The organism is Methylorubrum sp. B1-46, assembly GCF_021117295.1.
In the GTDB taxonomy this organism is placed as follows: Bacteria; Pseudomonadota; Alphaproteobacteria; order Rhizobiales; family Beijerinckiaceae; genus Methylobacterium.
Genome location: NZ_CP088247.1, coordinates 2,973,773 through 2,987,320, shown reverse-complemented (window position 1 = coordinate 2,987,320; position 13,548 = coordinate 2,973,773). Strand labels below are relative to the sequence as shown.

Sequence of the window (13,548 nt, the reverse complement as noted above, 5' to 3'; positions counted from 1 at the left end):
TGACCTCAACAGATTGAATCGGCTAAAGGGCCGCCCCTCAATCGTCGTCGGATACCGATGGATCACGCTCGTAATGAAGATACGAAGCATCGAAGAGAGAAGCCGCCTGGAGAGCGGAGAAATCGGGTATGGTGAGCTGACGACCGCGTAAGCGGATCAGGCTGGCCGCCCGCAACTCCTTGAGGGTGCGGTTGATGTGAACGGTCGAGAGTCCCATCGCATCGCCGAGATCGGCTTGCGTAATCGGGAATTCGCAACTGGTCTCATTCGTCAGGCCGACGGCGCGCAGCCGGAGGAACAGCTCGCAGAAGAGGTGTCCCAGGCGCTCCGTCGCCAGCCGCTGGCCGAGACTGACGGTCCACTCGCGCTGGATCGCCGCCGTTACCAGCACCTCCCACCAGAGTGCCTCCGCCACGCGCGGATATTGCACCGCGACCTCCCGTATCGCCGTCTCCGAGATCTCGGCGAGCACCACAGGCGTCAGCGTTCCAAGCGAGTGATCCATCTTGCGCAGTACGAAGACATGCGGGTCGCAGAGATCGCCGGGAAGAAAGATCGAGATGACTTGGCGCCGGCCGTCCTCGAGCTGCTTGTAGCGGCAGGCCCAGCCTTCAAGAACGACATGAACGTGACGCGGCCGCTCCCCGTCGCGGATCACATCCTCTCGGGCTCCCAACCTTCGTGCGGGCTGAGCGATCTTCTCCAAAGCCTGCTTCTCCTCCGGAGAGAGGCGAACGAAGTTTTCCAGCTTGCGGACGAGCGGGTTGGACACTGAGTTTCCCTGGCCGAGTCGCCGCAACCTAGCGCTACGAATGGCGGGCGGAACTAACGCAGGTTAATCAGCGTGCGCATGCCGAAATCTGTGAACAGATTCCTGGCGTGGCGCGGAGGCACTTCAGCCGTCGTCCGCTCAGCGCAAAGGCCGACGGATTCATCAAGAGATTGCTGGTATTTGGCGCCACCCGCAGCCAGACCGATCAGGATCCAAGGCCTGCGTCCCAGCCCGAGATTCAGCGACAGGCCGGATCGCGATCCGGGGAGTCGAGGTCGTGTGCGTCGGATGTGTTTGGTGGGGGAAGTAGGACTCGAACCTACGAAGCTTACGCAGCGGATTTACAGTCCGCCCCCTTTGCCGCTCGGGACATTCCCCCAAACCGGGTCGCCGCGTTTCATTCGCGGCGGGCGAGGCCCTTATGGTGAGGCTCTGATCGGGTGTCAACCGATCCGTTCGATCCGATTTCTATCCACAGGGCGCGAGATCGCAGATTCGCACTTGAGCCCGTTCCGCACCGCGCCAGCGGTCGCAGGAGAGCGTGCCGGCGACGTGGAACGTGCGGCCGATGCCGCCGAGCAGAGCGCCGCCGACCGGGCTCTGAGCGGCGCGAAAAGCGATGCCACCGACCGCCTGCCCGTCACCGCTGACGAGGCGCGCGCGGACATGTCCGTTGCCGACGATCCCTGCATCGACGAGGCGATGGCGCGGCAGTGCCATCACCGGTTCCGGTGCGCCCTGGCCGAAGGGGCCGGCACGCTGGATCAGCCGCACCAGTTCCGCGGTCGCGCCGCCAGCGCTCACCGTACCGTCGATCAGCAGCGCCTCGGCCGCCCGCGCCCGGCCGACGGCCTCGGTCAGATCGCGCGAGAGGCTCGCACCGAAGGCCTCAAGCCCCCCGGCCGCAAGGGTGACACCCGCGGCCATCGCGTGCCCCCCGCCCTTGACCGCGAGCCCGGCCTCGACCACGCCGCGCACCGCCCCGCCAAGATCCGCGCCGACGACCGAGCGTCCCGAGCCGACCGCGCTTCCATCGGGCTTGACGGCGAAGGCGAAGGCCGGCCGGCCGAAACGCTCCTTCAAGCGGGCGGCGATGAGTCCGACAATGCCGGGATGCCATTCGGGCGAGGCGGCGATCAGGACCGGACGATCGGGATCGCGGGCGAGGCGAGCGTCCATCTCGGCCTCGGCCTCGGCGACCGCCTGCGCCTCGATGGCTTGGCGCTCCCGGTTGAGCCGGTCCAACTCGTCGGCGATGCGGCGCGCCTCTATCGGATCGGCCGTGGTGAGCAACCGCGCGCCGAGGCCGGCATCGCCGATGCGGCCGCCGGCATTGATGCGCGGCCCGACGAGGAAGCCGAGATGCCATGCTTCCGGTGGCTCGCTCAGTCCGGCGGCGTCGAGAAGGGCCGCCAGCCCCGGCCGGCCCCGACCCCGCATCACCGCTAGACCCTGGACGACGAAGGCGCGGTTGAGCCCGACGAGCGGTACCACGTCGGCGACGGTGGCGAGGGCCACGAGGTCGAGGAAGTCGGTGAGGCGCGGCTCGGCGGTCGAGGCGAAAGCACCCTCCCCCCGCAAGCGCCGCGCGAGCGCGACGAGGGTCATGAAGACGACGCCCGCCGCGCAGAGATGGCCGAGACCGGAAAGGTCATCGAGTCGGTTCGGATTGACCAGGGCTCGCGTCTGCGGAAGCTCTTCCGGCGCACCGTGGTGATCGAGCACGATCACGTCGAGGCCGAGGGCTGCCGCGGCGGCTAGCGGTTCATGTCCGGCGGTGCCGCAATCGACGCAGACGAGCAGGCTCGCGCCCTCCTCGCGCAAAGCCGTGACGGCGCCGACATTCGGGCCATAGCCTTCCGTGATGCGGTCGGGGATGTGGATGCGCACCTTCAGCCCGAGCGCCCGCAGATACGCGGCGAGAAGCGCGGCGCTCGACGCGCCGTCCACGTCGTAATCGCCGAAGATCGCCACCGCCTCGCGGGCCCGCACGGCGTGGGCGAGGCGATCGACCGCCGCCTCCATATCCACGAGCACGGCGGGGTCCGGCATCAGGTCGCGCAGGCGCGGGGACAGGTAGGCCTCGGCCTCGGCCGGCCGCACGCCGCGCCCGACGAGGACGCGGGCGAGCAGATCCGGCAGGCCATAGGCCTGAGTCATCGTCGTCGCCAGCGCCTGGAGAGCGGGATCACCGCATCGCTCGCGCCAGGGCCGCCCGAGCACCGAGGCGGTGATGTCGAGGAAGGGGCGAGGCAGATCGAGGGGCGGGGCGAGGGACATGGCAGCGGACACGGGGCGAGCATAGCCGCTTCGGCCGGCAAAGACTGCGCCCTTCAAACGACAGCGGGGCGGACGATGGCTCGCCCGCCCCGCATCTCACGGCCGTTTCGGGCCGATCAGAGGTTCTTGAGGATGCTGTCGACGACCTTCTTGGCGTCGCCGAACAGCATCATCGTGTTGTCGCGGAAGAACACCTCGTTCTCGACGCCGGCGTAGCCCGAGCCCATGCCGCGCTTGATGAAGAGAACGGTCTTCGCCTTTTCCACGTCGAGGATCGGCATGCCGTAGATCGGCGAGGCCTTGTCGGTCTTGGCGGCCGGGTTGGTAACGTCGTTGGCGCCGATCACGAAGGCAACGTCGGCCTGCGGGAACTCGCCGTTGATGTCCTCCAGCTCGAACACCTCGTCGTAGGGCACGTTGGCTTCCGCCAGAAGCACGTTCATGTGCCCCGGCATGCGGCCCGCCACCGGGTGGATGGCGTACTTCACGTCCACGCCTTCCTTCTTCAGCAGGTCGGCCATCTCACGCAGGGAGTGCTGCGCCTGGGCGACCGCCATGCCGTAGCCGGGGACGATGATGACCTTCTCGGCGTTCTTCATGATGTAGGCCGCGTCGTCCGGCGAACCCTGCTTCACGGGACGGGTCTCGACCTGGCCACCGCCGGCCGCCGCGGCGGAATCACCGCCGAAGCCGCCGAGGATCACCGAGATGAACGAGCGGTTCATCGCGTGACACATGATGTAGGACAGGATCGCGCCCGAGGAGCCGACCAGCGAGCCCGTGATGATGAGCGCGAGGTTGCCTAGGGTGAAGCCGATGCCGGCCGCCGCCCAGCCCGAGTAGGAGTTGAGCATCGACACGACGACGGGCATGTCGGCGCCGCCGATCGGGATGATGATCAGGCCGCCGAGTACCAGCGAGACGATCACGATCAGCCAGAACGCCACCTTCGACTCGGTGCCGATGAAGATGCCGATGAGCACCAGCAGACCAATCGCCATGGCGAGGTTGATGATGTGCCGGCCCGGCAGCATGATCGGCTTACCGGACATACGCCCGTCGAGCTTGGCGAAGGCGATGACCGAACCGGTGAAGGTGATCGCGCCGATCGCCACGCCGAGACCCATCTCGAACAACGACTGCTTGTGGAAGTGGCCGTTCTCAAGGATGCCGAAGGCCTGGGGCGCGTAGAGCGCACCGGCCGCCACCGCGACCGCCGCGAGGCCGACCAGCGAGTGGAAGGCGGCGACGAGCTGCGGCATCGCCGTCATCGGCACCCGCTTGGCGATCACCGCACCCGCGCCGCCGCCGATGGCGAGGCCGAGGAGAACGAGGATCCAGGCGCCGAGGCCGGATGGCGGATGGCCGACCAGCGTGGTGAGGATGGCGAGCCCCATGCCCACCATGCCGTAGAGGTTGCCCTGACGAGCGGTCGTCGGGTGCGAGAGCCCCCGCAGCGCCATGATGAACAGGACGCCGGAGACGATGTAGAGAAGGGAAGAGACGTTTTCCGACATCGCCTCAAGCCTTCTTCTTGTACATGCCGAGCATGCGCTGCGTGACGAGGAAGCCGCCGAAGATGTTCACGGAGGCGAGGACGATACCGATGAAGCCGAAGAAGCGGGCCCAGCCGGTGCCCTTCTCGATCAGCGGGACGCCGACGGCCAGCAGCGCGCCGACGATGATGACGGAGGAGATCGCGTTGGTGACGGACATCAGCGGCGTGTGCAGCGCGGGCGTCACCGACCACACGACGTAATAGCCGACGAAAATCGCGAGCACGAAGATGGCCAGCCGGAACACGGTCGGATCGACCGCGCCGTGGGTGGCGGCGGCCACGCCGTGGCCGAGCGCGTCGGCGATCGACTGGGCGTGGGCGGCGTTCTGTTGGGCGATGTCGGCCGCGGCGCGCGCGGCGGCGGCGGCGGCGTTTGCCTGATCAGCAGGCGAGACGGGCGGAAGGGGGGTTGCCATGGTGAGATCCTCCGCGACCGATCAGGCTTTGGGCTGAAAGTTGGGGTGCACCACCTGACCGTCGCGGGTGAGGTTGGTGGCCTTGACGAGTTCGTCGTCCCAATTCACCGCCAGCGCCTTCGCTTCCTTGTCGATCATCGTCTCGACGAAGGCGTAGAGGTTGCGGGCGTAGAGGCTCGACGCGGTCGCCGCGAGGCGGCCCGGCACGTTGACGTGGCCGACGATCTTCACGCCGTTGCCGACGGTGACGATCTCACCCGCCTTGGCGCCGGCGACGTTGCCGCCGCGCTCGACCGCGAGGTCGACGAGCACCGAACCGGGCTTCATCGAAGCGACCATCTCCTCGGAGACGAGCTTCGGCGCGGGCCGGCCGGGGATCAGCGCCGTGGTGATGACGATGTCCTGCTTGGCGATGTGGCCCTTGACCAGCTCCGCCTGCTTCTTCTGGTACTCGGCCGACATCTCCTTGGCGTAGCCGCCGGAGGTCTCGGCCTGCTTGAACTCGTCGTCCTCGACGGCGACGAACTTCGCGCCGAGCGATTCGACCTGTTCTTTGGTGGCGGGCCGCACGTCGGTGGCGGTCACCACGGCACCCATGCGGCGGGCGGTGGCGATGGCCTGGAGGCCGGCGACGCCGACGCCCATGATGAAGATGCGGGCGGCCGGAACGGTACCGGCGGCGGTCATCATCATCGGCAGGGAGCGGCCGTACTCGGCAGCGCCATCGACCACGGCGCGGTAGCCGGCGAGGTTCGCCTGGGAGGAGAGGACGTCCATCACCTGCGCGCGGGTGATGCGGGGCATCAGCTCCATGGCGAAGGTGTTCACGCCAGCTTCGGCCGCGGCCTTCAGCGCATCCTCGTGGCCGTAGGGATCCATGATCGCGACGACCGTGGCGCCCTTCTGGATCTTGGCCAGTTCGTCCGTGTTCGGACGGCGGACCTTGAGGACGAGATCGGCGCCCGAAAGCGCCTCCTCGGCGCTCCCGGCGATCTTGGCGCCGGCGGCTTCGTACTCGGCATCGGGAACGCCGGCTTTGGCGCCCGCTCCCGATTGCACGACGACCTCGCTGCCCAGACCAATGAACTTCTTGACCGTTTCTGGGACGGCCGCGACCCGTGGTTCTATCGGGTCCGTCTCCGTCAAGACGGCAATACGCATCAGTTGCTCCCGTTCTTACAGCCGCCTTTCGGCGTGCCGGTATCCGAGCCTTCTTGGAAGTTCAGATCTGAAAAAGGCCGACCCGGAGGGCCGGCCCGAAAACCTCAATCCTCAGCTCAGGAAGAGGATCGCGAGGAGTGCGGCGAGGACGAAGGCCTGAGCCTTCCATCCGATGGCCGGGACGAAGGCACCGGCGGCGGCCGCCACCCAGGACACCAGCACGCCGATGATCGCGGTCACCCAGGCCTCGTGCACGCCGCCGATGGCCAGTGCCACGACCCAGCACAGTACGGTGACGGTGCCGATCTCGACGAAGCGGACGAAGCCCCGGTAGGTCTGCTCGTGGGTCTTCTCGTCCATCGCCGGGCTGTAGTTCAGGCCGGTGAGGGTCTTCGTGTCCGCCATTGCGCGCCCGTTCCCTGGTATCGTTTTGCTTGTCACGCGCGGATTTAGCGCAAGGCTAACTCACTCGCAATCAGCTTGACGGTCAGGGTGGTGGATCGTGAGCCGACTTTTGTTATGCCGGGGCCGGTAGCCCAGCCTCGGCCAGCGCCATTTCCTGACGCTGGGAGAGCGTCTCGAGGGAGAAGCGCTCGATCTCGGCTTCGAACAGGCGGTGGTAGTTCAGTTCGGAGCGCAGGTGCAGGAACACGGCACCGAGCCCGACCGCCGCCCGGTCCATGAAGACGAATTCCTGTGGAATCGTCACCGGACCGCGCTCTTTGAGCGCCTGATGCACGGAGAACGCTTCCCGCCGTCCGTAGGCGCCGGGCTCGACGCCGTCCGCGACGGTGCGCGTGCGGTCTTCGAGCAGGGGGCCGTAGATGAACCGGGCCCAGATGTTGAGGATGTCGACCGTTTCCTTGTCGAGGCGCTTGAAACCCCAGACCTCATAGGCGTGGACGACGCGGTCCCGGTCGTCTTCCAACAGCCCGCGATAGAGGTCGACCACGCCGCCGACGAAGCGCGGGTGGAAGATGCGCACGCAGCCGTAATCGAGCAGGTTGATGCCCTGCGCCTCGCCGTCCTCCGAGAAGACGGTGTAGTTGCCCAGATGCGGGTCGCCGTGAATCACGGCGGCGCGGCTGAAGGGGTGCCACCACGCCTTGAACATCGCCTGAGCGATGCGATTGCGGGTCTCGATCGGGGCATCGGCGAAGGTGAGGATTCGCTCACCGTCGAGCCAGCCGAGAGTGAGCAGCCGCTTCGTCGAGAGGCTGGGATGCACCGTCGGCACCCGCACCGCGTCGATGTCCTTGAGCACATCGCCGTAGAGGGCGGCATGCTTGGCCTCCCTGCTGTAATCCAGCTCCTCGCGAACCCGCGCGCCGATCTCCTTGGCGATCTCCGAGGTATCGAGCCAGGAATTCATGCGACGGTGCAGGGCGAAGGCGACCTGAAGTTGCTTGAGGTCGGCTTCCACCGCCGACTGCATGTCGGGATACTGAAGCTTGCAGGCGAGCGGCGCGCCGTCGAGTGATTCGGCGCGGTGGACCTGACCGAGGGAGGCCGCGGCGGCGGGCTTGAGGTCGAAGCGGCCGAAGCGGGTCTGCCAGTCGGCCCCGAGTTCGGCCATCATCCGACGCTTGACGAAGGCGGCGCCCATCGGCGGCGCGTCTGCTTGAAGCTTCTGCAGCTCGGCAGCGTATTCAGGCGGCAGGAGATCCGGCACGGTGGCGAGCAGCTGCGCCACCTTCATGATCGGCCCCTTGAGGCCGCCGAGCGCCTGGGCCAGAGCCGCAGCGTTGTTCAGGCTCGCGCCGTCCTTGCCGCCGAACAGGCGCGCCGCCGCCATTCGCGCGGCCACGCCCCCGACATTGGCGCCGACGCTGGCGTAGCGGCTCGCGCGGGCGGTGAAGCGGTTGGCTTCGCGGTCGGTCTCGGCCATGGGCTGGGATCAATTCCTGACAGGACGTGACCGGAGATAGGCACCGTCCGGGGCCGCGCCCAGAGTGCTGGGACGGCGCGCCGCGGATCGCGCTACGCCTTCGGCCAGGTGTCGCGAATCCAACGGATCAGACTGGATTCGTCGATCTCGCCCGCGGCAAGGCCGCGAATCATCAGCACCGCCTCCGCTTCATCGACGACGAAGTCGATATCATTCAGACCGAGGAAGGTGACGAGCGCCAGCAGGGCGGCACGCTTGCCGCCGTCGATGAAGGGGTGATTTTTGGCGACGCCGAAGGCGTAGGCGGCCGCTCGTTCGGCTAGGTCCGGCTCACCATAGCCTGCACGGTTGATGGGTCGACCGAGGGCCGATTCAAGTGCCCCCTCGTTGCGCAAGCCCGGAGGCCCACCGAAGAGCTTGAGCTGCTGTGCGTGGATGGCCTGGACGAGATCGCTGGTCAGTCAGAAAATCTCGCTCACTTCGCCAGCTCGGCGAGCGCGTTTCGATAGGTCTTCATCGCCTTCTCAGCGATCCTCATGCCCTTCTCGAAGGTCGGATCGCAGGGCGAGAGATGCAGCGTACCGTTGGCGTTCTCGGTGACGTGCAGCCAATCGCCCTGATCCAGTTAGAGCCTGCCGACGAGTTCCTTCGGCAGGATCAGACCAGTCGAATTTCCGATGCGCTTGACTTCGAGCTTCATGGGATGGGCTCTCGCGCCTTATCCGCGTTCAACGCGCGTACAACACGTCTGAGCTAAGAACCTATCTCGCTAGGCGCTGAGGCTCGGCGCCCTAGTTTGTCGGGATGACCGAGCCTCGCAAGCGCCGCCCGAGCAAGCCGTCAGTTCTGGACGACGGCTATCGCCTGCCCGACGATCTGTGGGCGCGGATGGAGCGCTTGCTGCCTCCACGTCCGCCTCATCCTCTGGGCTGTCACAACCCGCGGACGCCCGATCGCAAGGCGATGGACGCGATCCTGTTCGTGCTGCGCACCGGATGCCAGTGGAACGCCCTGACCGCCACCGGGATCTGCACCTCTTCCTCGGCCCATCGCCGGTTCCAGGAGTGGACGCAGGCCGGGGTGTTCGAGGCGTTCTGGCGGGAGGGCCTGCTGGCCTACGACGATCTGGTCGGGATCGACTGGACGTGGTTGTCGCTGGATGCAGCCATGGGCAAGGCGCCCCTGGGTGGGGGAAAAAACCGGCCCCAACCCGACCGACCGCGGCAAGCGCGGGGTCAAGCGCTCGGTGCTCACTGACGGACGCGGCGTCCCGATCAGCGTCGTCATCGCGGGCGCCAACGTCAACGACCATCTTCTCATGGGTGAGACCTTGGACGCCGTACCCGTCGCCCGGCCCAAACCGACCAGACGCTCGCCCCTGCACCTGTGCCTCGACAAGGGATACGACTACGCCACCTCCCGGACCTTGGTCGAGGAGCGCGGCTTCACCCTCCACCTGCGCCGCCGAGGCGAGGAGATCCACGCCAAACGCCACCGCGGGGCCAAGGCGCGCAGATGGGTCGTCGAGCGCGCCCACGCTTGGCTCAACCGCTTCCGTGGCATCCTCATCCGCTGGCCCAAAAAGCCCCGGAACTACCGAGCCCTCGTCCACTTCGCCTGCGGGATCATCGCCGCTCAACAAACCCTACCGGAATAGGTTCTAAGGCCCATAGAGTAAGGGCTACGCGTCTTCCATCGCCTCCAGCTCGGCGATCATCCCCTCGATCATGCCGAGCCCGATCTGCCAGAACCCCGGATCGCTGGCGTCGAGGCCGAACGGCTTGAGCAACTCGCCGTAGGGCTTCGAGCCGCCGGCCGAGAGCAGGTCGAAGTAGCGCTCGACGAAGCCCGGCTCGGCGCGGGCATAGACGCCGTAGAGCGAGTTCACGAGGCAATCGCCGAAGGCGTAGGCGTAGACGTAGAACGGCGAGTGGATGAAGTGCGGGATGTAGGCCCAGAACGGCTCGTAGCCCTTGTCGAGGGTGATCGCCGGGCCGAGGCTCTCCGACTGCACCGACATCCAGAGTTCGTTGATCTGCTCGGCCGTCAGCTCGCCCTTGGCGCGGGCGAGATGGACCTTCCGTTCGAAGGAGTAGAACGCGATCTGGCGCACCACCGTGTTGATCATGTCCTCGACCTTGGCTGCCAGCATCGCCCGGCGCTGGGTCGGGTCGGTGGTGTGGCCCAGCAGGCGGCGGAAGGTCAGCATCTCACCGAACACGCTGGCGGTCTCCGCCAGCGTCAGCGGCGTCGGCGCCATCAGCGCACCGTTGCCAGCGGCGAGCACCTGATGCACGCCGTGGCCGAGTTCGTGCGCCAGCGTCATCACGTCCCGCGGCTTACCCTGGTAGTTCACCAGCACGTAGGGGTGGGCTGAGGGGACGGTCGGGTGTGCGAAGGCGCCGGGCGCCTTGCCGGGCCGGGTCGGCGCGTCGATCCAGCCGCCGTCGAAGAATCTTCTGGCGATGCCGGCCATGTCCGGCGAGAAGGCGTTGTAGGCCTCCAGCACCGTGTCGCGCGCCTGCGCCCAGGGGATCGTGCGCTGCTCGACCTTCGGCAGCGGCGCGTTGCGGTCCCAGTAGGGCAGCGCCTCGACGCCGAACCACTTGGCCTTCAGCCGATAGTAGCGGTGCGACAGGCGCGGATAGGCCGCGCGCACGGCCTCGACCATGGCGGCGACGACTTCCGGCTCGACGCGATTCGAGAGGTGGCGGGCATCGGCCACGTCCTTGAAGCCGCGCCAGCGGTCGGAGATCTCCTTGTCCTTGGCGAGCGTGTTGGTGATCAGCGTGAAGATGCGCAGGTTCGCCCGCAGCGTGTCGCCGAGGGCGAGCGCCGCCTCCTTGCGCACGGCGCCGTCGGGATCCTGGAGCTTGTTGAGCGTCGGCTCCAGCGTCAGGCGCTCGCCCTGCACGGGGAAGCGCAGCGAGGCGATGGTCTCGTTGAACAGCCGGTCCCAGGCCGCGCTCGACGTCACCGACTTGTCGAGGAACAGCTTCTCCGTGCGGTCGTCGAGCTGATAGGGCTTCTCGCGGCGCAGATCCTCGATCCAGGGTCGGTAGTGCGCGAGCGGGCCGTCCGTCATCGCCGCATCGAGCACGCCATCCTCGACGCGGTTCAGTTCCAGGCCGAAGAACAACAGGTCACCCGACGCCGCGGTCAGCCGCTCGCGGGTATCGCCGTAGAACTTGGCGCGGGTCTCGTCGGTGGTGTCGCCGGAATAGACGAGCCCGGCATAGGACATCAGCCGCCCCATCAGATCCTCGATCCGCTCGTAGGCCTGCACCGCCTCGCCGAGGACGGACGAGGCGTCCGGCCCGGAGGCGATCTCGGCGATCCGGCCGGCATAACGTGCGGCGAAGGCGCGGCTCTCCGCCTCGGCCCGGTCGAGATCGTCTCGGAAGGCGGGCGCATCCATGCCGGAATAGAGGTCGGTCAGGTCCCATTCGGGCAACACGCCGAGATCGACCGCCTGCAACGCGCTGCGCACGGTCGCAAGCTCTTCGGCCCCCCTCGGCAACTCCGCGGACAGGGCAGCGAAAACGGCTCGGCTCGACATGATGTGCTGTTTCCTCGACGCATCGGACCGCGGGTCGGCGCAAGGAGCCCGACACGGTCGGGGTCAGATATCGAGCGCGAGGCCCGTACGATCAACCGCGTTGGCCAATCCCGTGAGCCGGAGGGCTCACGGATCGTTGGCAATGTCTTTTGGAAGGCGGCCGCGATCAAATTCGAGCGTCGTTAAGCGGCGCTTTACGCTCGTGGGCGATCCTGTGCCTCGAAACGAAACAGCCCGCCGCCCTGCGCCCGCCGATCTCCCTCGGAGACGGTGCCGGCCCGCGGCCGGCTCGAGCGGAAAGCGAGGCGCCCCGCATGTCGACCACCGTTCTCATCATCGACGACGATCCCGTCCAGCGCCGCCTCGCCGAGGCGATGGTGCGCCGCCTCGGCTTCGAGGCCCGGATCGCGGAGAACGGGCATGACGGGCTGAACCTCCTGCGCGGCGGCGAGAGCGTCGATGTCGTGCTGCTCGACCTCGTCATGCCCGGCGGCATGGATGGCCTCGGCGTGCTCGCCGAAATGCGCAAGGGCGGGATCGACACGCCGGTCATCGTTCAGACCTCGAACGGCTCCATCGACGCGGTGGTGAACGCCATGCGGGCGGGCGCCGTCGATTTCGTGGTCAAGCCGGCCGGCGCCGAGCGGCTACAGGTCTCGATCAAGAATGCCCTGCGGGTCGATCAGCTCGAGGAGGAGGTGCGTCGGATGCGCCGCCGTGCCTCCGGGGCCCTCGGCTTCAAGGATCTCGCCTCGAAGAGCTCGGACATGGAGCGGGTGATAAGGCTCGCCGAGCGGGCGGCGAAGTCGAACATCCCCGTTCTGATCGAGGGCGAGTCGGGCGTCGGCAAGGAGGTGCTGGCCCGGGCGATCCAGGGCTCGGGCGACAGGCGCGGCAAGCCCTTCGTCACCGTGAATTGCGGCGCGATCCCCGAGAACCTCGTCGAATCGACCCTGTTCGGCCACGAGAAGGGGGCCTTCACCGGCGCCACTGAGAAGCATGTTGGCAAATTCGTCGAAGCCTCGGGCGGCACGCTGTTCCTCGACGAGATCGGCGAGCTTCCGCTCGACGCCCAGGTGAAGCTCCTGCGGGCGCTGCAGGAGGGAGAGGTTGATCCGGTCGGCGGCAAGCGCGCCGTGCGCGTCGATATCCGCCTGATCTCGGCCACCAACCGCTCGCTGCTCGACCTCGTGAAGGAGGGCAAATTCCGCGAGGATCTCTATTACCGTCTCAACGTCTTCCCGATGACGCTGCCGCCGCTGCGAGCGCGGCGCGAGGACATTCCGGATCTGGTGCGCTCGTTCTGCGCCCGGTTCGCGGCGGAGGAAGGCAAGCGCCTGCGCGGCATCACGGCGGAGGCCATGGCGCTGCTCTCGCGCTATCCCTGGCCCGGCAACGTGCGCCAGCTGGAGAACGCTTTGTTCCGCGCGGTGGTGCTCGCCGACGGCGACGAGCTGACGGTGGCGGAATTCCCGCAGATCGCCGCGCAGGTCGAGGGTTTCGACGTGCGCATCCCGCCCCTGCCGGTGCAAGCGGCCCTGCCGGCGGGCGGCCTGGAACCGGTGCGGGAGATCGTCCGCGTCGAGGTGCGCGACCCACACGCGATGTCCCTCGTGGTCGAGGAGACCGGCGACATGAAGACGATGGAGACGGTCGAGGCGGAGGTGATCCGCTTCGCCCTGCAATTCTACCGCGGCCGAATGTCCGAAGTCTCCCGCCGCCTCGGAATCGGCCGATCCACCCTCTACCGCAAGCTCAAGGAGCTCGGCCTCGACGAGGAGGAGCGTTCCGAAGACGCCGCCTGATACCGGGGGCGGAGGGAACAGCCGGCCAGGCTCGGCTGTTCGCTCACAGGGTTCGGCTTGGCCTTAAAGCATGGCCGTGTGGTTGCGCACGGTCGCGCTTGGGTCGATG

At 67.3% G+C, this 13,548-nt stretch carries 11 protein-coding genes, 1 tRNA gene and 1 pseudogene; 2 read left to right on the top strand and 11 right to left on the bottom strand.

Annotation, left to right across the window (positions count from 1 at the left end; genetic code table 11):
- Positions 1-37: 37 nt before the first annotated feature.
- The 10 genes and pseudogenes from LPC10_RS13795 to LPC10_RS13750 all read right to left on the bottom strand — a co-directional run bounded on the left by LPC10_RS13795 (position 38) and on the right by LPC10_RS13750 (position 8,775).
- Positions 38-772, bottom strand: coding sequence for a Crp/Fnr family transcriptional regulator (locus LPC10_RS13795; RefSeq protein ID WP_231342435.1), 735 nt, complete (start codon positions 770-772; stop codon positions 38-40).
- 295 nt (positions 773-1,067) lie between these two features.
- A tRNA-Tyr gene (locus tag LPC10_RS13790) sits at positions 1,068-1,151 on the bottom strand.
- An 89-nt stretch (positions 1,152-1,240) separates the two neighbouring features.
- Entirely contained in the window at positions 1,241-3,052 is a 1,812-nt protein-coding gene (gene recJ / locus LPC10_RS13785; protein ID WP_231342431.1) for a single-stranded-DNA-specific exonuclease RecJ, read from the bottom strand.
- Positions 3,053-3,168: 116 nt separating this feature from the next.
- A complete protein-coding gene (locus LPC10_RS13780; RefSeq protein ID WP_231342428.1) occupies positions 3,169-4,569 on the bottom strand; it encodes an NAD(P)(+) transhydrogenase (Re/Si-specific) subunit beta in 1,401 nt (466 codons plus the stop codon).
- 4 nt (positions 4,570-4,573) lie between these two features.
- Positions 4,574-5,026 (bottom strand): proton-translocating transhydrogenase family protein, encoded by a 453-nt coding sequence (locus LPC10_RS13775; RefSeq protein ID WP_012454758.1) that lies wholly within the window; start codon positions 5,024-5,026, stop codon positions 4,574-4,576.
- A gap of 21 nt (positions 5,027-5,047) precedes the next feature.
- On the bottom strand, positions 5,048-6,187 hold the full coding sequence (locus LPC10_RS13770) for a Re/Si-specific NAD(P)(+) transhydrogenase subunit alpha (protein ID WP_231342425.1): 1,140 nt from the start codon (positions 6,185-6,187) through the stop codon (positions 5,048-5,050).
- A 111-nt stretch (positions 6,188-6,298) separates the two neighbouring features.
- On the bottom strand, positions 6,299-6,592 hold the full coding sequence (locus LPC10_RS13765) for an aa3-type cytochrome c oxidase subunit IV (RefSeq protein WP_108940643.1): 294 nt from the start codon (positions 6,590-6,592) through the stop codon (positions 6,299-6,301).
- 112 nt (positions 6,593-6,704) lie between these two features.
- Positions 6,705-8,075 carry an AarF/ABC1/UbiB kinase family protein gene (locus tag LPC10_RS13760; protein ID WP_231342417.1) on the bottom strand — a complete coding sequence of 457 codons (1,371 nt, stop codon included), beginning with the start codon at positions 8,073-8,075 and terminating at the stop codon, positions 6,705-6,707.
- A 92-nt stretch (positions 8,076-8,167) separates the two neighbouring features.
- Positions 8,168-8,536 (bottom strand): type II toxin-antitoxin system death-on-curing family toxin, encoded by a 369-nt coding sequence (locus LPC10_RS13755; protein ID WP_231347045.1) that lies wholly within the window; start codon positions 8,534-8,536, stop codon positions 8,168-8,170.
- Between the two features lie 14 nt (positions 8,537-8,550).
- Positions 8,551-8,775, bottom strand: a pseudogene (locus LPC10_RS13750) (AbrB family transcriptional regulator).
- A gap of 188 nt (positions 8,776-8,963) precedes the next feature.
- On the opposite strand from LPC10_RS13750, the gene LPC10_RS13745 reads away from it, so the two are divergent.
- A protein-coding gene (locus LPC10_RS13745; protein WP_231346938.1) for an IS5 family transposase occupies positions 8,964-9,732 on the top strand; the annotation gives its coding sequence in 2 pieces (ribosomal slippage) (positions 8,964-9,260 and positions 9,262-9,732; 768 coding nt in all).
- 24 nt (positions 9,733-9,756) lie between these two features.
- On the opposite strand, the gene LPC10_RS13740 is transcribed toward LPC10_RS13745, so the two are convergent.
- A complete protein-coding gene (locus tag LPC10_RS13740) occupies positions 9,757-11,634 on the bottom strand; it encodes a M3 family oligoendopeptidase (RefSeq protein WP_231342414.1) in 1,878 nt (625 codons plus the stop codon).
- 314 nt (positions 11,635-11,948) lie between these two features.
- Here LPC10_RS13740 and LPC10_RS13735 point away from each other — a divergent pair, with 314 nt between their 5' ends.
- Positions 11,949-13,439 (top strand): sigma-54 dependent transcriptional regulator, encoded by a 1,491-nt coding sequence (locus LPC10_RS13735; protein WP_231342411.1) that lies wholly within the window; start codon positions 11,949-11,951, stop codon positions 13,437-13,439.
- Positions 13,440-13,548: the final 109 nt, after the last annotated feature.